This window comes from Algoriphagus sp. CAU 1675, from assembly GCF_029222925.1.
Classification (GTDB): Bacteria; Bacteroidota; Bacteroidia; order Cytophagales; family Cyclobacteriaceae; genus Algoriphagus.
In genome coordinates, this window is the sequence record NZ_JARHUI010000003.1 from 339,193 (window position 1) to 360,093 (window position 20,901).

19 protein-coding genes and 1 tRNA gene are annotated in these 20,901 nt (G+C 39.5%); 15 read left to right on the top strand and 5 right to left on the bottom strand.

Annotation, left to right across the window (positions count from 1 at the left end):
- Positions 1–48: 48 nt before the first annotated feature.
- Positions 49–1,569 carry an FMN-binding glutamate synthase family protein gene (locus tag P2G54_RS08630; RefSeq protein WP_275870174.1) on the top strand — a complete coding sequence of 507 codons (1,521 nt, stop codon included), beginning with the start codon at positions 49–51 and terminating at the stop codon, positions 1,567–1,569.
- 3 nt (positions 1,570–1,572) lie between these two features.
- On the opposite strand, the gene lhgO is transcribed toward P2G54_RS08630, so the two are convergent.
- Positions 1,573–2,775, bottom strand: a complete 1,203-nt coding sequence (lhgO, locus tag P2G54_RS08635) for an L-2-hydroxyglutarate oxidase (protein WP_275870176.1) — start codon at positions 2,773–2,775, stop codon at positions 1,573–1,575.
- A 165-nt stretch (positions 2,776–2,940) separates the two neighbouring features.
- Between lhgO and P2G54_RS08640 the strand changes: the two genes are divergently transcribed.
- From P2G54_RS08640 to rplT, 5 genes are all read left to right on the top strand, one after another.
- Positions 2,941–5,418 carry a DUF5686 and carboxypeptidase-like regulatory domain-containing protein gene (locus tag P2G54_RS08640; protein WP_275870178.1) on the top strand — a complete coding sequence of 826 codons (2,478 nt, stop codon included), beginning with the start codon at positions 2,941–2,943 and terminating at the stop codon, positions 5,416–5,418.
- Positions 5,419–5,523: 105 nt separating this feature from the next.
- Positions 5,524–7,473, top strand: coding sequence for a threonine--tRNA ligase (gene thrS / locus P2G54_RS08645; protein ID WP_275870181.1), 1,950 nt, complete (start codon positions 5,524–5,526; stop codon positions 7,471–7,473).
- A gap of 84 nt (positions 7,474–7,557) precedes the next feature.
- The gene (gene infC / locus P2G54_RS08650) at positions 7,558–8,109 is read left to right on the top strand and encodes a translation initiation factor IF-3 (RefSeq protein WP_275870183.1); all 552 of its coding nucleotides are present in this window, start codon (positions 7,558–7,560) and stop codon (positions 8,107–8,109) included.
- A 23-nt stretch (positions 8,110–8,132) separates the two neighbouring features.
- Positions 8,133–8,327, top strand: coding sequence for a 50S ribosomal protein L35 (gene rpmI / locus P2G54_RS08655; RefSeq protein WP_275870185.1), 195 nt, complete (start codon positions 8,133–8,135; stop codon positions 8,325–8,327).
- A gap of 103 nt (positions 8,328–8,430) precedes the next feature.
- Positions 8,431–8,775 (top strand): 50S ribosomal protein L20, encoded by a 345-nt coding sequence (gene rplT / locus P2G54_RS08660; protein ID WP_275870187.1) that lies wholly within the window; start codon positions 8,431–8,433, stop codon positions 8,773–8,775.
- Between the two features lie 53 nt (positions 8,776–8,828).
- On the opposite strand, the gene P2G54_RS08665 is transcribed toward rplT, so the two are convergent.
- The 3 genes from P2G54_RS08665 to P2G54_RS08675 all read right to left on the bottom strand — a co-directional run bounded on the left by P2G54_RS08665 (position 8,829) and on the right by P2G54_RS08675 (position 10,709).
- Complete coding sequence (locus P2G54_RS08665; protein WP_275870189.1) at positions 8,829–10,163, bottom strand: Nramp family divalent metal transporter; 1,335 nt, start codon at positions 10,161–10,163, stop codon at positions 8,829–8,831.
- 166 nt (positions 10,164–10,329) lie between these two features.
- On the bottom strand, positions 10,330–10,620 hold the full coding sequence (locus P2G54_RS08670; protein ID WP_345795468.1) for a GIY-YIG nuclease family protein: 291 nt from the start codon (positions 10,618–10,620) through the stop codon (positions 10,330–10,332).
- 15 nt (positions 10,621–10,635) lie between these two features.
- A tRNA-Met gene (locus P2G54_RS08675) sits at positions 10,636–10,709 on the bottom strand.
- A gap of 220 nt (positions 10,710–10,929) precedes the next feature.
- Between P2G54_RS08675 and P2G54_RS08680 the strand changes: the two genes are divergently transcribed.
- From P2G54_RS08680 to bshB1, 8 genes are all read left to right on the top strand, one after another.
- A complete protein-coding gene (locus tag P2G54_RS08680; protein WP_275870191.1) occupies positions 10,930–11,325 on the top strand; it encodes an START-like domain-containing protein in 396 nt (131 codons plus the stop codon).
- Between the two features lie 73 nt (positions 11,326–11,398).
- A complete protein-coding gene (locus tag P2G54_RS08685; RefSeq protein WP_275870193.1) occupies positions 11,399–13,174 on the top strand; it encodes an LptF/LptG family permease in 1,776 nt (591 codons plus the stop codon).
- A gap of 73 nt (positions 13,175–13,247) precedes the next feature.
- The gene (rpsO, locus tag P2G54_RS08690) at positions 13,248–13,523 is read left to right on the top strand and encodes a 30S ribosomal protein S15 (RefSeq protein ID WP_275870196.1); all 276 of its coding nucleotides are present in this window, start codon (positions 13,248–13,250) and stop codon (positions 13,521–13,523) included.
- A gap of 105 nt (positions 13,524–13,628) precedes the next feature.
- Positions 13,629–15,770 carry a polyribonucleotide nucleotidyltransferase gene (gene pnp, locus P2G54_RS08695; protein ID WP_275870198.1) on the top strand — a complete coding sequence of 714 codons (2,142 nt, stop codon included), beginning with the start codon at positions 13,629–13,631 and terminating at the stop codon, positions 15,768–15,770.
- A gap of 64 nt (positions 15,771–15,834) precedes the next feature.
- Entirely contained in the window at positions 15,835–16,698 is an 864-nt protein-coding gene (locus P2G54_RS08700; RefSeq protein ID WP_026954085.1) for an RNA polymerase sigma factor RpoD/SigA, read from the top strand.
- 161 nt (positions 16,699–16,859) lie between these two features.
- Positions 16,860–17,804, top strand: a complete 945-nt coding sequence (gene trxB / locus P2G54_RS08705) for a thioredoxin-disulfide reductase (RefSeq protein WP_275870205.1) — start codon at positions 16,860–16,862, stop codon at positions 17,802–17,804.
- Between the two features lie 9 nt (positions 17,805–17,813).
- Positions 17,814–18,848 (top strand): M23 family metallopeptidase, encoded by a 1,035-nt coding sequence (locus P2G54_RS08710; RefSeq protein ID WP_275870207.1) that lies wholly within the window; start codon positions 17,814–17,816, stop codon positions 18,846–18,848.
- 15 nt (positions 18,849–18,863) lie between these two features.
- A complete protein-coding gene (gene bshB1 / locus P2G54_RS08715) occupies positions 18,864–19,583 on the top strand; it encodes a bacillithiol biosynthesis deacetylase BshB1 (RefSeq protein ID WP_275870209.1) in 720 nt (239 codons plus the stop codon).
- 1 nt (position 19,584) lies between these two features.
- Here the strand turns inward: bshB1 and pdxH are convergent, their stop codons facing one another.
- A complete protein-coding gene (pdxH, locus tag P2G54_RS08720; RefSeq protein WP_275870211.1) occupies positions 19,585–20,220 on the bottom strand; it encodes a pyridoxamine 5'-phosphate oxidase in 636 nt (211 codons plus the stop codon).
- Positions 20,221–20,324: 104 nt separating this feature from the next.
- On the opposite strand from pdxH, the gene P2G54_RS08725 reads away from it, so the two are divergent.
- Positions 20,325–20,894: a YqgE/AlgH family protein gene (locus P2G54_RS08725; RefSeq protein WP_275870213.1), complete on the top strand. Its 570-nt coding sequence runs from the start codon at positions 20,325–20,327 to the stop codon at positions 20,892–20,894.
- Positions 20,895–20,901: the final 7 nt, after the last annotated feature.

Sequence of the window (20,901 nt, forward strand, 5' to 3'; positions counted from 1 at the left end):
AGTCCAGGCAATTACTATATTTAGTAATACTCTGAAATTCATTCTGTCATGAGAAAATCCTTTTTTCTAATCCTGATCATACTATTTGTTCTAACTTTTTTTATGATGTGGATTCTCCAGTTTGAAACTTTCAAATTTGGTTATGTGGTCCTTGGTGTACTTGTTTTTCTTCTCCTTGTGGGGATTTATGATATTCTTCAAACCAAACACGCCATTCTAAGGAACTTCCCTGTTATAGGGCATTTTAGATACATGTTCGAAAAGATCAGTCCGGAAATCCAGCAATATTTTATTGAAAGCAATACAGACGGGAGGCCATTTAGCAGAAACCTCCGTGCTTTGGCCTACAGACGCTCCAAAAGTGTCAATGATACGCATCCATTTGGAACTCAAAGGGATTTGGATGGAGAGGAATACATTGCCCTGAGACATTCCATTTATGCAAAGTCTCCTTCAGAAGAGGATTTAAGAATTACTATTGGAGGGCCTTTGTGTAAAATACCATATTCAGCATCTATTCTGAATATTTCTGCCATGAGTTTCGGTTCCTTAAGTGGGGCCGCAATATCTGCATTGAATAGAGGCGCAAAAAAAGGAAACTTTTACCATAACACGGGAGAGGGAGGAATATCAAGCTATCACCTTGAAGGGGGAGGAGATATTTGCTGGCAAATTGGGACAGGGTACTTTGGATGTAGAGATGAGCATGGAAATTTCGATTCTGAAAAATTTCGCGAAAAAGCTCAATTTCCTCAGGTAAAAATGATCGAAATCAAAATTTCCCAAGGAGCCAAACCAGGCCATGGTGGTGTATTGCCCGGGGTAAAAAATACCGTTGAAATATCGGAAATAAGAGGGCTAAAACCAGGCATAACCGTCTTATCACCACCCAGTCATACTGCTTTTTCAGGTCCCGAGGGTTTAATAGATTTTATTAATCAACTTAGGCAGCTTTCTGGAGGAAAACCCATTGGTTTTAAGCTTTGTATTGGGCGTACTGAGGAATTTATTGCCATTTGCAAAGAAATGCTGAAAAAGGAAATATGGCCGGACTTCATCACCATTGATGGGGCTGAAGGGGGAACAGGTGCAGCTCCGCTTGAATTTTCAGACAGCGTAGGCCTACCTTTGGAACCGGCTTTGATTTTCGTCAGGGCAGCTTTGGAAAAATTTAACCTCAGAGATAAAATCCGAATCATCGCTTCTGGAAAAGTATTGAGTGCATTTTCTATAGTGAAAAATATAGCACTTGGTGCTGATTCCTGTAATTCCGCCCGGGCATTTATGTTTGGCCTTGGCTGTATCCAAGCTTTGCGATGTAATACAAATGACTGCCCAACAGGAGTAGCCACTCAAAACCCTAAATTAGCAAAGGGGCTTGTAGTAACTGATAAATCCCTCAGAGTGTACAATTTTCACCAAAATACCATTCATTCGGTCAAAGAATTGTTGGGGGCTGCAGGGCATTCCCATACTTCTCAGTTGAGTATTCATGACCTTGTGAAAGGGGATGAAATGATCATGCTGGCCAACCGCTATTTCTCGGATACAGTAAACACTCAAGTTTAATTTTTAATTAAACCGCTTGAGTGCCATTGATGCCACAGTTCCACCAATTGAAAGTGAGCTGGTAGCCGCTGGGGATGGCGCATTGAGGACATTGATGGCCATGGGAGTTTCCATAATGGAAAAATCGTCCAATAGGCCCCCAGTTTTGTCACAGGCCTGAGCTCTTACTCCAGCTCCACCTTCGACTAAGTCAGATTCTTGTATTTCGGGAATCAATTCCTGAAGAGCTTTTGTAAATGCTGCTTTTGAAAATGAACGATAAAGTTCCCCAAAGCCTGTTTTCCAGTATTTGGCTGCAACTTTTTGAAAACCAGGCCAAGCTAGCGTCTCTGCCAGTTCAGCCAGATTAATCTGGGATTTCTTATAACCCTCTCTTCTAAATGCAAGCACGGCATTAGGACCCGCTTCCACTCCTCCTTTTTTCATTCTGGTAAAATGTACCCCCAAGAAAGGAAAGTTAGGATCCGGAACAGGGTAAATGAGGTTTTTGACTAAGTATTCTCTTTCTTTTTTGAGCTTGTAATATTCACCTCTAAATGGAATGATTTTTACATCTACAGAATCATCTGAACTCATCTTGGCAACTTTATCGGAATAAAGTCCGGCACAATTAATTACCAATTTTGCCTCAAAGGTTGATTTTGAAGTTTCAATATAATTAATGCCATCTTTCTCATTAATAGCTAGAACTTTATGATTCAAAAATATCTCTCCTCCCTTTTGGATGATTTTTCTTCCGTAGACTAGGGCTACCTGGTAATAATCTACAATTCCCGTCTGAGGAACATGAATAGCAGCCACGCCAGTACAGTGAGGCTCATATTCCTTTAATTCCTCCAAAGTGATTTTTCTAGTGCCTGTAAGTCCGTTTTGAAGTCCTCTTTGAAATAGATTTTCCAACAAGGGCTTTTGTTCTTCCCTAGTAGCAACCACAACTTTACCGGTTATCTCAAATGGAATTTTTTCCTCTTCACAAAATTGAATCAACTCATGATAGCCATTGATGCAATTGGTAGCTTTTAAAGAACCTGGCTTGTAATAAAGACCGGAATGTATAACACCAGAGTTATTGCCAGTTTGATGTTTTGCAAGCTGATCCTCTTTTTCCAAAATGGCTATTTTAAGATCTGGACGCACTTTTTGAACTTTAAGCCCGGTGGCTAAACCTACAATTCCTCCTCCAATGATTACAATATCGTATGTCATGTTGCTGTTGATTCTTGCTCAAATATAGTAGCTGTATTTGCATTTTCTTTTTCGAACTAGTACCGAAGGGCTTGATTCCTTATGAAAATTTCACATGATTTTATCGTTTGGCCTTTAGGAATGAATTTATTTTGCAGGGCTTTAGTTAAAAACAAAAAAATCCGAATGAATCGGCTAGCAGCTTTTATTTTCTTTTTGATCTTTTCCTTCCAAGCCCAGGCTCAAATCGTAGTCAAGGGTAAAATCACGGATGCTGAAACAGGCGACCCAATTCCTTTTGCCAGTGTTTTATTGCTTGGGACTACCACTGGGATGAACTCAGACTTTGAGGGAAATTACAGGATAGAAACCAAAGTGAAGGCAGATAGTATCCAGGTGAGTTATTTGGGATATTTCACTCAAACAAAAGCTCTTGGAACTGAGTCAGAGCAAACCATCAATTTTCAGCTTCGTCCCTCTGATTTTGAATTGGAAGCCTTTGTATTTGAAGCAGGGGAAAATCCGGCATTTGAGATTATTAGAAGGGCTGTAGAGCGTAAGGAAGTATTTGATAAGCGAAACCTGGAAGCTTATGAAACGAGGAATTATACCAAGATTGAGATAGACATTGATCATCTCTCTGAGGATTTCAGGCAGCGAAAAACTGTTCAAAAAGTGACCGCTGTATTGGATAGTATTCAGGAATTACGTGACGATGAAGGAGAAAAAATCCTCCCGGTTTTCTTTTCAGAGACTCTTTCCAGATTCTATTTCCGGAATGATCCACTCTTGAAAAAAGAGGTGGTTGAAAAGTCAAAAGTTACTGGTGTTGGGATCACAGATGGTTCTACTACCTCTCAGATTACCGGTTCAGCCTTTCAGGAATACAATTTTTACAAAAACTGGCTCAATATTCTTGAAAAGGAATTTGTCTCTCCAATAGCAGATGGCTGGAAGGGCTTTTACGATTATGACCTGATGGACTCTGTCTTGGTTGGTGATGATTCTTGTTATGTTCTTCAGGTTTACCCTTTGCGTGAACAGGATTTGGCTTTTTCAGGTACGATCTGGATCAATAAAGATACTTATGCGCTTAAGCAAGTCGATTTGGCAATCCCAAAGGAATCCAATTTGAATTTTATCGAAAGAATTAAAATCCAACAGGAATTAAAACCAACGACTGCCGGTCCATTAATTCCTTCGAAAACAAGAGTTCAGGTAAAAATTGGGCAGATCACCCCTAAAACAGCTGGTCTTTTGGCTAAATTCTACACTTCAGTGGACAGTGTTATTGTATCCGAGCCCAAACCAACTTCGTTTTTTTACCAAGCAGTTGAACTTAAGTCAGATTTCAATACCGGAGGGGAGGAGTTTTGGGAAAAAAATAGACATGACCCTCTGACCGCCGAAGAATTGGCTGTATTTCAGATGGTGGATACCCTTAAGAAGATTCCGATTATCCGGTTTTATTCGGAAGGGTTGAAGTTCTTTGCGACAGGTTTTCTGCCTGTTGGGAAAATAGATTTAGGTCCCTGGACTGAGTTTGGGAATTATAATAATGTAGAAGGATTAAGGGGTGGATTTGGACTGCGAACCAATTATAAATTCAGTAACAAGTGGTTATTGCAAGGCTATTTGGCCTATGGTTTAAAAGATGAACGATTTAAGTATTCAGCAAGTGTCACACGTATCTTGGATAGAAATCACTGGACGGCTTTACAGTTGCGCTCATCCCGAGAAATAGACCAAGTCGGGCTTGAGATGGAAAGTTTGGCTGGAAATTCGGTGTTTTTGGCTGCAAGCCGTTTTGGGACCTTAAGGAGACCCTTTATCAGTACCAACCAACGGCTGAATTTCCATCGCGAGTTTTTTAAAGGATTCTTATTGAGCGGAGGAGTGAATGTGGCGCAGTTTGACCCATTGTTTAACTTTTATTATTTGGATAAAAACACCAGAGAATACAGGTCTAGGTTTGAAACCACTGAGGCAAAATTAGGATTACGCTACGGGAGGGATGAAATCATCATCATCAACGATAACGAACGGGTTTCTTTAGGTCCATCTAAATGGCCGATTTTTGAAGTGAATTATTCAAAAGGCCTGCAATGGCTTGGAGGAGATGTTTCTTATGACAAGCTGGCTTTTTACGTGTATCAGCGCCTGAATATGGGAATGTTCGGGGTATCACGCTATGAATTGGATGCAGGAAAGGTTTTTGGAGAGGTGCCGTATCCTATTTTGAAAAACCATTTGGGGAATGGCACATTCTTTTATACCACGGCAGCATTCAATACCATGAACTTCAATGAATTTGCTTCCGACCAATACTTAAGCATGCGATACCGGCATTTCTTTGAGGGGTTTTTACTCAATAAAATTCCTCTTATCAGAAGGTTGAAATGGAGAGCTGTGGCCAATGCCAATGTTTTGTGGGGAAGTGTAAGTGACGTCAATATATCCAATGTCCCTACAACAGATCCTGAGGGGAATCCTGTAAAAACATTCGGTAGATTAGAACCATCCAAGCCGTATTTGGAATTAGGTTATGGAGTGGAAAATATCTTTAAGTTTTTCAGAGTGGATTTCTTTCACCGTATGACTTATTTGGATGTACCAGAGGCAAAACCTTTTGTTGTCAAGGTAAGTGCACAAATTATTTTGTAAGTAAACCTTCGATATCCTCCCTTAAATTTTTCCTTTGGGCTCACTCTTTGCATATTTGCAACTTCAACATAGATGCCCTTTTGTATGGGCAGAAATTAAACTTATATGTCAAAACAAATAAATATTACACTTCCAGATGGCACTGTGAAAGTGTATGACAAAGGAACAACAGGGTTACAGATTGCTGCCAGTATCAGCGAGGGTCTAGCCCGAAATGTTCTGGCCGCAAAAGTTAATGGTGAAGTTTGGGACGCAACCCGACCCATTACAAAAGATTCCACTCTTCAATTACTGACTTGGAATGACAATGAAGGAAAGAACACCTTCTGGCATTCTTCCGCTCACCTGATGGCAGAAGCCTTGGAAGACCTATATCCAGGGATCAAATTTGGTATTGGGCCTCCAATTGAAACCGGATTTTACTATGATGTGGATTTTGGAGAGAAAACCCTTGAGGGATCGGAGCTGGAAAAAATCGAGCAGAAAATGATCGAATTGGCGAAAGCCAAGAATGAATACATCAGAAAAGAGGTTTCCAAAAGTGATGCGATAGCTTATTTCCAGGAAAAGGGAGATGAATACAAGCTAGACCTATTGGAAGGTTTGGAGGATGGTTCCATCACTTTCTATGAACAAGGAAACTTCACGGATCTTTGTCGGGGACCTCATATTCCAAATACAGGGTTTATCAAAGCTGTAAAGCTTACGAATATTGCCGGAGCGTATTGGAGAGGTGATGAAAAACGCAAAATGCTTACCCGTATCTATGGGGTTACATTTCCAAAGGCCAAGGAGCTTCAGGAATACCTGACCATGCTCGAAGAGGCCAAAAAGCGTGATCACCGTAAGATTGGCCGTGAACTGGAACTGTTTACTTTCTCCGAAAAGGTAGGAATGGGTTTGCCTTTGTGGTTGCCTAAAGGAACTATTTTGAGAGAGAGGCTGGTGAACTTTATGAAAAAGGCCCAGGACAAATCAGGCTATCAGCAGGTAACTACCCCGCATATTGGTCATAAGGCTCTTTACGAAACCTCAGGGCATTACGAGAAGTATGGTAAGGATTCATTCCAGCCTATTGCTACTCCAAATGAGGGAGAGGAGTTTTTGCTCAAGCCAATGAACTGTCCTCACCATTGTGAGATTTACAAGCATAAACCGAGATCTTATAAGGATTTGCCAATCCGTTACGCGGAATTTGGAACGGTTTACAGATATGAACAAAGTGGAGAACTTCATGGATTGACTCGTGTAAGGGGATTTACTCAAGATGATGCTCACATATTCTGTCGTCCTGATCAGGTAAAAGAAGAATTTATAAAGGTTATTGATCTCGTGCTCTATGTATTTAAAGCATTGGGCTTTGAGGATTATATAGCTCAAATTTCCCTAAGAGATCCTGAAAACCCAACCAAATACATTGGTGGGGATGAAGCTTGGAACAAAGCAGAAGCAGCAATTATTGAGGCTGCTGCAGAAAAAGGTCTCCAGACAGTTACTGAGTTGGGAGAAGCGGCATTTTATGGTCCAAAGCTTGATTTCATGGTTAAGGATGCTTTGGGAAGAAAATGGCAGTTGGGAACCATTCAGGTAGATTATCAGCTTCCAGAGCGTTTCCAGTTGGAGTATATCGGTTCAGACAACCAAAAACATCGCCCAGTGATGATTCACCGAGCTCCGTTTGGTTCTTTGGAGCGCTTCGTAGCCGTATTGATCGAGCACTGTGCAGGTAATTTCCCATTATGGTTATCTCCAGAGCAAATTAATATTCTTCCAATTTCAGAGAAGTTTATAGGATATGCAGAAGAAGTAAAGGCAATTTTGGAAGAGGCAGGAATTACAGGATCCATTGATAACCGTGACGAGAAGATCGGTAGAAAGATCCGAGACTCCGAAGTAAAAAAGGTTCCTTTTATGCTGATTGTAGGGGAGAAGGAGCAAGAAGAACGTAAACTCTCTGTCCGGAAACATGGACAAGGAGACCTAGGTAACTTTTCTCCGGAAGAGTTTATACAGTATTTCCAAGGAATTATTTCAGAATCACTGACTAGGGAATAACTAAGTAAAATTTTATTCTGCTTTCATGAATTAGAAATAATTCTGATATTTGCACTCAATTTCAAAAATTCAATCAAAACAAACTTGAGAGACAGACAACCAAACAGAGGTCGACAGGAAGAACCTTACAAGGTAAACCAAAAAATCAGAGCCCGAGAAGTAAGAGTAGTAGGAGAATTCGTAGAGGGAGGAAATGCAGTACTTTCTTTGGATAGAGCTATCAGACTTGCTCAGGAAAATGATCTGGACCTGGTTGAGATTTCCCCAAATGTGAATCCGCCTGTTTGTAAGATTTTGGACTATGCCAAATTCAAATACGAACAAAAGAAGAAGCAGAAGGAAATTAAAGCAAATGCAGCCAAGGTAGTTTTGAAAGAAATCAGATTCGGACCTAACACCGATGATCATGATTTTAATTTCAAATTAAAGCATGCCATCAACTTTCTTAAGGAAGGTGCAAAGGTGAAGGCTTATGTTCATTTCGTCGGCCGAAGCATTGTATTTAAAGAAAGAGGAGAGATGTTGTTATTGAAATTTGCTCAGGCACTTGAGGACTATGGAGCTGTAGAACAGCTTCCAAAGCTTGAGGGCAAGAGAATGAGTATTTTCATAGCTCCGAAAGCAAGTAAGAAATAAATTTCAACTAAATACACAGTAAAATGCCAAAAGTAAAAACTAAATCCAGTGCAAAAAAGAGGTTCTCTTTGACAGGAACCGGTAAAATCAAAAGGAAACACGCTTTCAAAAGCCACATCCTGACCAAAAAATCTACCAAGCGTAAGCACAACTTGACCAAAACTGGTCTTGTAGATGTGTCCGATGAGGGTAGAGTAAGAGATATGTTGAGAATCTGATTTTCACCATCACTCTAAAAAACAATTAAGGTTTATTTATTCACCAGATGCTTTGGTATTCAAGACTTAACATTAAGCACCAAGTGTCAAAAAACAAAAAACTATGCCTAGATCAGTAAACGCGGTAGCGTCAAGAGCAAGAAGAAAGAAAGTGCTAAAGGCCACTAGAGGTTATTTCGGAAGAGGTAGCAACGTTTGGACTGTAGCCAAAAACAAGTACGAGAAAGGTCTTCAGTACGCGTACAGAGACAGAAAAGCGAAGAAAAGAGAATTCAGAGCTTTATGGATCCAGCGTATCAATGCAGGTGCTAGAGAGCACGGTATTTCCTATTCTCAATTTATGGGACTATTGAAGAAAGCTGATATCGAGCTAAACCGTAAGGTTTTGGCTGATTTGGCCATGAATCACCCAGAGGCATTCAAAGCTGTAGTTGAAAGAGTGAAATAAGGTCGGCACACCTTATTTTGCGGAAGCCTTCCCTAATGGGAAGGCTTTTTTATTTAGAAGAGTTTATAAACCCCATAAAAGGAAACGCTCACAATTGACAGGACGCTAAGCCAAAATATAATCCCATACAACCCATTTTGGGCCAGATTTAATTTTCTGTTTTTAAAATAAAATTTCAAAGCTCCATAGACTACAAGAAGAAGTAAAACCGATCCTATTACCCCGCCAAAAAGAACCATAAAACCAGGCTGTTTAATAAATAGAAAAGCAATCACCCAGAACAAAGGAAAAAGAAATGACATGATTTTTACCGCTTTCTTTTTCTCATTCTCCTCAGCAATCCAACCGATTTGGGAAAGTGCATCGGGGAAAAGCCTAGTCCAATAAGCCAATGTGGCAAACACACTGGAATACAAGGCAAAAAATCCTCCAATCAGATATCCGGTTCTTGCATTGGGACCAAGGGATTCTGTGTAAATGGAAGCTAAGGAATTGATCAAATCCATGCCTTCAGGTATTTCTTGGTTCCCATGAAGAATAGAAGCTCCAAGAAGATAAAATGCAGCTGTTACCAGGGTATAAATCAACATTGCCAAAAATGCATCCATTTGCATGATTTTGATCCATCCTTTCGCCCGGCTTTTCCATTCTTCTGAACCGTCATATTCTCCTACAAAACTTGCATAGCCTTTTTCCTGACACCAATAGGTATAGGCAATGATTTCATCACTGGCTACTCCTGTAATACCAAAAGCTCCAATTGCAACAAAAATCAATTCATTGGGTAGATTAAAAGTCAAACCAGAAGCGACCTGTTCCCAAGTTAAAGCATAGGGAGTATAGAAAATAGCAATTAGGGAAATCAATGTAAAAAGTGTAAAACCGAAAACCATTAGGGTTGCTGACTTCTCTATTAAGGGATAATAGTTTTTCAAGAAGAAAAGTATTAGGCTAATTCCGATCAATAAAGCACCAAAAGACACGGAAATTGAGGGGAAGATCAAGCTTAGCGCTATGGCTGCTCCTCCCAGCATCCCTCCAAGCTGCAGGATCTTTAAACCTGTTAAGAAGAAAGTCGTCCAAACCGACCAGTTGGCTTTTTTCAGTTTTGGCCCTCCAAACTGATTGAATTCAGCCATCAGGCTATTTCCAGAAAGGATGCTGTTTTTCCCATATTCCAATTGGATGGCTACTTTGATAAAGCAACTGACCAGAATAACCCAAAAAGTGATAAATCCCCCTTTTGCTCCCAGAATCGTGGTAGCGATCAATTCACCGGAACCAACAATGGATGCAGAAAGAATAAAACCAGGCCCTAGAAAGCGAAGTTTTGAAAAGAAAGATTGGGGAGGGTTTTGGACTTGGAAGGAAGGGGAGATGTTTGGCATACTTTGGAATATAGCCAAAATCCAAATATCCCAAAATCAGTCAGGTACAAATAGGTCGGGAATTGCACCTTGAAATAGAAACAAAAAAGGCTCTCATTTCTGAAAGCCTTTGTAGCGAGAACGGGAGTTGAACCCGTGTCCGCCGCGGCGGATATGAATCCTGTGCTTAGTATTTGTAGAGAGGAATGATATGTTGTCTGATCCAGTCCCTTCCTTTTCCTGTTTTGAGTTCTTTTTCACGCTTTGCAGCGACTGATTTTTCGAGGAAGAATTCCACATGGATCACTATCCAGGGTCTATACCTTATAGTAAACCCTTTGTTGGATTTTGCATTGTGAAAATGAAATCTTGTGATTAGATCAGTAGTCATTCCGGTATATGTTTTTCCGGACTGTTTTGAAAAAAGAACATATACCACAAATTGATCCATATATGTAAAAATAAAAAAGGCTCTCATTTCTGAAAGCCTTTGTAGCGAGGACGGGAGTTGAACCCGTGACCTCAGGGTTATGAATCCTGCGCTCTAACCAACTGAGCTACCTCGCCAGAATATTTTTTAATCGGATTTTTTCAGTATTGAATTTTCAAATTAATGCCTATATTAAAGCACGGTCGAAATCCAAAACTAAAGAGATTGAAAACCGTTTATTTTCAACTTAGAAATCTCCCTTGCGAATGGGAATGCAAATATGAGGTCTTGTACTGTGAAAAGCAAGTTGATGTTCTTTAAAAAAATGAATTTTCTACGACTGAATAACCTGAAATCATGGTAAAAAATAAGTTTGTATCTGATTATCAAATCAATGCATCAAAGAAAATAGTTTTTCATTATTTAAGTACAGCGAGTGGTCTGGAAGAGTGGTTTGCGGATGAGGTAAAAATCAATGAAGACAAAGTATTTATTTTTGATTTTGACAATGAAGATCATTACGCCCGGTTGGCATCCTTAAGGAATAATGCCCATGTTAAATTTGAATTTTTTGATCCTAAAAATCTCGAGGAAGACGATAATTCATATATAGAATTTAAACTGGAGGAAAATGAACTTACCCAAACGCTATTCTTAAAGGTGATTGACTATTCGGATGGGTATGATGATGATGAACTTGTGGCCATTTGGGACGGGTTAGTCAGCAAACTCAAAGAGATAATAGGTGGTTAATTTCAAGTAATTTACCAACTTTAAACATCAAAATCTTTGTTTCGTAAATTGAGGCAAGGTTCAGAGTTTATCCATGAAGAAATTAGACAAGCTTATTTTAGGGTCTTTTATAGGCCCATTTTTATTGACTTTCATCGTGGTTGACTTCATTTTATTGATTGTCAACATGCTGAAATATTTTGATGAGATCTTTGGAAAAGGTCTCAGTTTCTGGATTTACGCCGAACTGATCGGGTACTTCGTGATCAGTATTTCTCCCATGGCCTTGCCTTTGGCAGTGTTGCTTTCCAGTTTGATGACATTTGGAAATCTTGGAGAACATTTTGAACTGACAGCAATCAAGAGCAGTGGGATTTCTTTGGTCCGAGCGTTGCGTCCAATAGGAATTTTTGTGTTTTTCCTGGTTATAGCCGCCTATTTGTCCAATAATTACCTCGTCCCAAAAGTCAATTTAAAGACCTTCAGTTTGCTTTATGACATTCGGATGAAGTCTCCTGCCCTGGATATAAAAGAAGGGGTTTTTTATGCGGGAATCCCAGGATATAGCATCAAGGTCAATCAAAAAATAGGTGAAAATGACCTTAAGGATATTATTATTTATAACCACAACGATGTAGCAGGAAACCTAGATGTAACTATTGCTGATTCAGGCAGGATGGAACCGTTTTTCAATGATAATTATATGAGGTTGACTTTGTATAATGGCCAAAATTATAAAGAGGCTAGGGCTACTAGGGGCATTTCAGAAAAACCAGTAGAATTCAACCGAACTACTTTTGATGAAAATGTGATCATTTTTAATTTGGATGCATTTAAACTCAGTCGTACCCCTGAAGATCTTTGGTCTACCAACCGTTCCATAAAAAACATAGGGGAAATCAAAGTAGGTTTGGACTCCATTTACACTTTGATCAATGACCATCAGTATCAAAACTATCAAACGGCTGAGGGTATTTATCCTTTTTTTACCAGGCAAAGGAAACTTGCGCCTCTGGCTGAAATTGTTGAAAGAAAAGCTCAAGATGATACTGCAAGGGTTTTAAAGGCACGAAAAGAAAAATCACTAAAGGATTCTCTTGAAAGGCTTAATCAGAAACTCCAACCTGATTCATCTGAAGTTTCCTCCATACTTCCTGAAAAACGTTTATCTAATACTCAAGACTCGTCAGGGGTTCTTAATGTGAAATCGGTAGGGGAAGTATCCAAATCAGATTCCATTTTTAAGGCTAAGGTAACAAACCGAACCCCAAGACTGGTTAAGATGGACTCCACTGAAAGTCCTGCAAAAAAAAACACACCTAATCGTCAAGATTTGTCCAAAAAGGTGACTCGAACTACATTATTGACAGCTGAAGAGAAGGAATTAATAGATTCCCTGATTTACCAAAGAGGATACAGGTCCAATGCCCTTACGATGGCATTGAATAATTCACGCAATCTCAAAAACTCCTTCAACATTAAAAATAACCAAATTGAAGGTTTTGAACGGGAATATAGAAGGTTTCAGATTGCCTGGTATCAAAAGTATACCCAAGCATTTGCTTGTTTGGTTATGTTCCTGATCGGAGCTCCATTAGGGGCTATTATCAAAAAGGGAGGATTAGGTTTTCCTGTTTTGATTTCTATCATATTTTTCATTGTGTATTATATGTTGACCATTACCGGTGAAAAGTGGGCAAAGGAGGGAGTTACGAATGCTTTGGTAGGTACTTGGTTCTCCTGTGTCTGTTTGTTGCCTTTTGGATTGTTCTTTTTGAAGCAGGCCCGAAAAGATGCTAGACTCTTTGAGCCAGACTTTTATGTGGGGATTTGGAAAAGCTTAAAATCAAAACTCATTTTGAAAAAATAGAAGAGGTAAGGATGTTTTACTTTTTGGAATATTACCCTTACCTTTGTGGTTGTTTTAATTAATTTAGCTAAACATGTATTTAACATCAGAGAAAAAACAAGAGTTGTTTAAGAATCATGGACGGTTAAAATCTGCTACAGACACAGGATCCCCTGAGTCTCAGATTGCCCTCTTTACACACAGAATCAAGCACTTAACAGAGCATCTTAAGTCAAACAAAAAAGATCACTCTTCAAGACTTGGTTTGTTGAAGTTGGTAGGTAAGAGAAGAAGCCTACTAGACTATCTCCATAAAAAGGATATCGAGCGATACAGAGCAATTATTGCCGATCTAGGAATTAGAAAATAACCACACAGGGTAAGGTTCTCTAAGTTGAGAACCTTACTTTTTTCTTTTTTACAGCGAAATAAGAGGACTTTTAAAACTTTGATGCTTTAATTCTAACAATTACTTATGTTACCAAACTTAATCACCAAGACCATTACTTTAGAGGATGGCAGAGAAATTACTATAGAAACAGGGGCTTTGGCCAAGCAAGCGGATGGATCGGTTGTAGTACGTATGGGAAAAGCTGTGCTTTTGGCTACCGTTGTTTCCAAAAAAGAAGCGTTGGAGGGGGTTGATTTTTTACCGCTTTCAGTTGATTATCAAGAAAAATTTGCCGCTTCAGGAAAAATTCCTGGTGGATTTTTGAAAAGAGAAGGACGCCTATCCGATTATGAAATTTTGATCAGCCGATTGGTTGATAGAGCTATAAGACCAATTTTCCCGGATGATTATCATGCAGATACTCAGGTAGCAATTACCCTGATGTCTTCCGATGAAAATGTACTTCCAGATGCATTGGCAGGATTAGCAGCTTCTGCTGCTTTGGCTGTATCCGATATTCCTTTCAACGGACCTATCTCAGAGGTTAGAGTAGCTAAGATCGATGGAAAACTTTGCATCAATCCTAGCCCTTCAGAGTTGGAAAAAGCAACCATGGAGTTCATCGTAGCCGGGTCTGTGGATTATATTTTGATGGTAGAAGGAGAAGCGAGTGAAATCTCCGAAGATGAGATGGTTGAAGCTTTACAGTTTGCCCACGAAGAAATCATCCGTCACTGCCAGGCTCAAATTGAATTGACCAAAGCAGTAGGGAAAGAGCTCAAGAGAGAATATAGTCACGAGAAATCCGATTTGGCTTTGTATGAAAAGATGAATGCCGAATTGTATGATAAATTGTACGAAGTAGTAAGCAGACAAATTCCAAACAAATCAGAGCGTAGTACTTTGGTAAAAGAAATCAAAGATCAGTTCGTAGAGAGTTTGGGAGAGGATCATGAATTTGAGTCAAGTTTAATCGGCTCTTATTTCCACAAAATCCACAAGGAAGCTGCCCGTAATTTGACCTTGAATGAAAAAAAGCGTCTTGATGGACGTAATTTGGATGAAATCAGACCTATTTGGTCCGTGGTTGATTATCTGCCTTCTGCTCATGGTTCTGCTATTTTTACCCGAGGTGAAACTCAGTCTATAACGACTTGTACTTTGGGTACCAAAATGGATGAGCAAATGGTTGATGGAGCAGTTCTTTCCGGATACAACAAGTTTTTCCTTCACTACAATTTCCCGGGATTTTCAACCGGTGAAGTGAAGCCAAACAGAGGACCTGGTAGAAGAGAGGTTGGTCATGGAAACTTGGCCATGAGAGCTTTGAAAAAAGTATTGCCTTCTGAAACCGAAAACCCTTATACCATTCGGATCGTTTCCGATATTTTGGAATCCAATGGATCTTCATCCATGGCTACAGTTTGCGCTGGTTCACTTGCTCTAATGGATGCGGGTGTTCAGATTTCTGCACCAGTGACGGGTATTGCAATGGGGATGATCTCCGATTCCAAAACAGGCAAATATTCAATCCTATCCGATATTTTAGGTGATGAAGATCATCTTGGTGATATGGACTTCAAGGTAACCGGTACAGAAAAAGGGATTACTGCCTGCCAGATGGATCTAAAAGTAGAAGGTCTGGATTACAATGTCCTGAAGGAGGCTCTTTATCAAGCTAAAGAGGGGAGACTCCACATTTTGAAAGAGATTTCCAAAACTTTGGCAGCACCAAAGCCAGACTTGAAACCTCATACTCCAAGATCATTTGTGATGTTCATTCCTAAGGAATTGATCGGAGCTGTAATCGGGCCTGGTGGTAAGGTAATCCAGGAAATCCAAAAAGATACCAATACTACTATTGTAATTGAAGAAATTGACAATCAGGGTAAAATCAACGTATTCTCTGCCAATCAGGATAATATGGATGCAGCTTTGAAACGCATTAAAGCTATTGTTGCACAGCCTGAAATTGGTGAGGTTTATACTGGTAAAGTGAAAAACATTCAGCCATTTGGAGCCTTTGTGGAATTTATGCCAGGTAAAGATGGTTTACTCCATATATCCGAAATAAAATGGGAGCGCTTAGAAAGCATGGATGGCGTCCTCGAACCCGGAGAAGAAATAATGGTTAAATTGATAGATATTGATAAGAAAACAGGGAAATTCAAGCTTTCCAGAAAGGCACTTTTGCCAAAACCCGAAAAGCAGGAACCAAAATCTTAAGATTTTCCTTTTATTATTGATTAGATTCAAGAACTTAATAAAAATACACAAATACTTATACTGAATGAGGCAGCTAAAAATTAGCAAACAGATTACCAATAGAGAAAGCCAGTCCCTGGATAAATACCTTCAGGAAATCGGTAAGGTGGATCTGTTGACTGCAGACGAAGAAGTTGTTTTAGCAAAAAGAATCCGGGAAGGTGACCAACTTGCCTTGGAGAAGTTGACTAAAGCAAACCTTCGATTTGTTGTATCAGTAGCCAAACAGTATCAAAATCAGGGTTTGTCCTTGGGTGATTTGATCAATGAGGGTAACCTCGGATTGATTAAAGCCGCTCAGCGATTTGATGAAACCAGAGGCTTCAAGTTCATCTCCTATGCAGTATGGTGGATTAGACAGTCCATCCTTCAAGCTTTGGCAGAACAGTCCAGAATTGTTCGTCTTCCATTGAACAGGGTAGGATCTTTGAATAAAATATCAAAGACCTTCAGTGAATTGGAACAGAAATTTGAAAGAGAGCCATCTCCGGAAGAACTTGCTGAGGTACTTGAAGTGACTGCATCAGAGGTAGTTGACACCATGAAAATTTCAGGTCGTCATGTTTCTATGGATGCTCCATTCGTTCAGGGTGAAGAAAACAGCCTTTTGGACGTATTGGAAAATGATGGGGACGAAAAGCCAGATGATGGTTTGATGAATGACTCTTTGAGAAAAGAAGTGCAGAGAGCACTTTCAACACTTACCCAGAGAGAAGCAGATGTGATCACCCTGTATTTTGGATTGAATGGAGAACATGCCATGACCCTTGAGGAAATTGGTGAAAAATTCAACTTGACCCGTGAAAGGGTAAGACAAATTAAAGAAAAAGCAATCCGTAGATTGAGACACACTTCCCGAAGTAAGACCTTGAAGCCTTACCTTGGTTAAAAGTTAAAGGGGGCTCGAAGCCCCCTTTTTTATTAAATTATTTCTGAAAAAGAATTCCCTTGATTCCCAAATGAAAAGAAGCTCATTTGGGAATTTTAACAGGGCCTATCTTTGTTGAAAAAGGAGAAATATCAAAATTTACCTATTCATATTTATTATAGATGAATCAAGAAACTGAAAAAGTTAAGGTTTTGATCATAGGGTCAGGGCCTGCTGGATATACCGCTGCCATTTATGCTTCCAGAGCTGGATTAAACCCGGTTTTATATACAGGAGGGCAACCAGGTGGTCAGTTGACTATTACAACTGATGTGGAAAATTACCCCGGTTACCCAGATGGAATCATGGGGCCTGAAATGATGGAAGACTTTCGTAAACAAGCAGAAAGATTTGGTACGGAAGTCAGATACGGGTTAGTTACAGATGTTGATTTTACAGTCACTCCAAAATTGATTACCGTAGACGAACAAATCAAAATCCATGCAGATACCGTTATAATTTCCACTGGCGCTTCAGCCAAATGGTTGGGGCTTGAAAGTGAAACAAGATTGAACGGTAGAGGAGTTTCCGCCTGTGCCGTTTGTGATGGGTTTTTCTTCCGCGGACAAGATGTGGCAATAGTTGGGGCTGGTGACACAGCCTGTGAAGAAGCAGCATACTTGGCAAATATTTGTAGCAAAGTATACATGCTTGTCAGAAAGGACGAAATGAGAGCTTCTCAGATCATGCAAAAGCGGGTGATGAACAATCCAAAAATTGAAATACTTTGGAATACCGAAACCGAAGAGGTTTTAGGTGAAGATGAAGTAAAAGGAGCTAGGGTTGTCAATAATAAAACAGGAGAAAAAAGAGATTTGGAGATTTCTGGCTTCTTTGTTGCTATTGGTCATCAGCCCAATACTGAAGTATTTAAAAAATTCATCCATATGGATGAGGCCGGCTATATAAAAACAGTTCCTGGAAGTACAAAAACCAATGTAGAAGGAGTTTTTGCATGTGGTGATGCTCAGGACAATGTTTACAGACAGGCAGTAACTGCTGCTGGAACAGGTTGTATGGCTGCCCTCGATGCTGAAAGGTATTTAGCAGAAATCGAGAATCATTAATTTCCATTCATGAGGTATCCACTGATACTTATTTTCGGGATTTTTTTGAGCATTGGCCCTTTTCAGGTCAATGCTCAAATTTTTCCTAAGATTATTAAAAAAAACACCACTACTACCAACCTTCCTCAGGAGCGCAAGACCATTGAATTGAGGGAGTTTGATCAGGAAGCCTATCTCCGTACACTTACATCAATTACGGATTCCCTGATATTTGAGAATAATGTAAACCTTAGAAAAACCCGCTCGATTATTAGTGAGGATCCCAATATCATGATTTGGGCACCGACCAATCAGTTGGTAAAAGTTTCGGAGCAAATCCTTATCGACAGTATTTGGATTACAGCTTATGAACATTATTCTTCATGGGATTCGAAGAAGATAGATATTTATAACTTTGACGTCAAGAATTTTCAGGATTCAGTCAATATCCGCTTGTATGATCCCATTTTCGGATATGACTGGAAAATGCCACTAGAGTCTACTCCTAAAACCTCTGAGTTTGGTTTTAGATGGGGAAGGATGCATTACGGTACTGATTTAGATCTTAATACCGGAAATCCAGTTTATAGTGGATTTGATGGGATTGTTCGAGTTCGATCCTATGACCGTTATGGATATGGTTATTTTTTGGTAATTAGGCACAAAAATGGTCTGGAAACGCTTTATGGCCATTTGTCCAAATTTTTGGTAGATGTTGGTCAGGAAGTTAAGGCAGGTGATTTGATTGCAAAAGGAGGGAACACAGGTAGAAGTACAGGATCTCATTTGCATTATGAACTGAGGTACAGAGGTTTAGCCTTTGATCCAGAAAAAGTGTATGATTTCAATGATTCAAAAATTTTAACACAAGATTACTTAATTACACCCGAGACCTTTTCTCATGTTGCCAAAGCAAGGTCAAGAGCATATCACCGAGTAAAAAGTGGAGATACCCTAGGCGGAATTGCGAGGCGATATGGAGTTTCTGTGAATACGATTGCCCGTTTAAACGGTATATCTACACGTAGTATATTGAGAATTGGTCAGAATCTAAGAGTTAGGTAAGGTAAATCTATTATCATGACAAAGCTTGATATTTTGGTTATTGCCGCACATCCCGATGATGCAGAACTGGGTTGCTCTGGCACAATAGCTGCTCACGTTGCAAAAGGATTCAAAGTTGGAATTGTAGACCTGACTCAGGGAGAAATGGGAACCAGAGGTACTCCTGAAATACGCTTGCAGGAATCAAATGAAGCATCAAAAATTCTTGGGCTTTCTGCTAGAGAAAATTTGGGATTCAAAGATGTGTTTTTTATCGATGAGGAAAAGCATCAGATAGATTTGGTCAAGATTATCCGTAAATACCAACCCGAAATTGTATTGGCCAATGCAATTACTGATCGCCATCCTGATCATGGAAAAGGTTCAGCTTTGGCTACAAATGCTTGCTTTATGAGTGGCTTGAGAAGGTTGGAAACTATTTTGGATGGAAAGGTGCAGGAAGCATGGAGACCCAAATATGTTTACCATTACATTCAAAACAATTACATCGAACCTGACTTTGTATTTGATATCACTCCATATTGGGACATCAAAATCAAAAGTATTTTGGCATTTAAGTCCCAATTTCATGATCCGAATAGTGAAGAGCCTCAAAGCTTTATTTCTTCCCCGGATTTTCTACCATTTATAGAAGCAAGAGCTAGAGAATTCGGACACAAAATCCACTCAACTTTTGGAGAGGGTTTTACTGTGGAGCGAGTAATAGGTTCAGATAATTTATTTGATTTGAAATAAATCAAGGAGCAAGGCGGGAAATGGACCAATTTCCCGCCTCATTTTTTTCATACAAAATTCTGTCATGAAGGCGGCTTGGTCTACCTTGCCAAAATTCCATTTGAACCGGATTTAAGCGATAGCCTCCCCAATGTTCGGGTCTTTGGATTGGTTCACTTTCAAATTTCTGCTGATAAACTTTGTGGTTTTCATCTAAAAAATCTCTTGATTTGATCTTTTGGCTTTGTGGAGAAGCCCAGGCCCCAATTTGGGAGCCATAAGGTCTACTAAAATAATACTCATCTGAAAGTTGTGAGGAAACCTTTTCAATTTCACCTTTAATTCGTACTTGCCTTTCCAGTTCCGCCCAATAAAAAGTAAGAGCGCCCTTTGAGAGATTTTCCAGTTCTTTTCCCTTTTCACTTTGGTAATTGGAAAAAAACACAAACCCGTGATCCACATCCTTAAGAAGTAGAATTCTTCCATTTGGAATCCCGTCAAGCCCTAAAGTAGAAAGGGTCATGGCATTTACCTCCAATACTTCTGCCTTCATTGCCTCTTTAAACCATTCCCTAAATTGATGAATAGGGTCGGAGTTTACATCATTGATCCCCAGTGTTTTAAGGGCGTATTCTTTACGTATTGAAGCAATATTCATATAGATTATTCAGTTCGTATTTTTTCAACAATAAATGTACAATCACCATTGCATTTATAAAATTTAGGTCTATATTTTTATAGAAATAATACCAACGAAAGGAAATGAGCAATTCAAATTTTCAAATTCCCCAGCCTGGTGATATGTTGATCTCAGAGCCATTTTTACAGGATGAAAACTTCGTTCGATCGGTTGTGTTATTGTGCGAGCATAATAATGAAGGGAGCTTCGGACTGGTTTTAAATAAGCCCTCCATATTAAAATTGAATGAGTTGATGGATGTTTTCCATTTTTTGGACTGTGAGGTATATGTGGGGGGACCAGTTGAGCAAAACACGCTTCATTTCATTTATTTTGGAGAAAAACAGCTTCCGGGAAGTGTGGGAATAGGAGAAAATCTTTGGTGGGGCGGAGATTTCGAACATTTAGTGGAAAAAATTAAAAGCGGAATAATTCAGGAGGATTCCGTTCGCTTTTTTATAGGCTACAGCGGTTGGGGATCCGGTCAGCTGGAAGAAGAGCTTAAAGAAAACACTTGGATAATCTGCAAAACAGAGATTGATGCAGAAATTCTGGATTTAACTTCCGAAATGCTTTGGAAACACTTGTTAAAAAGTATGGGAGGAGAGTTTAAAGTTATTGCAAATTATCCCTTGGACCCAAGATTAAATTAGGCAAAAT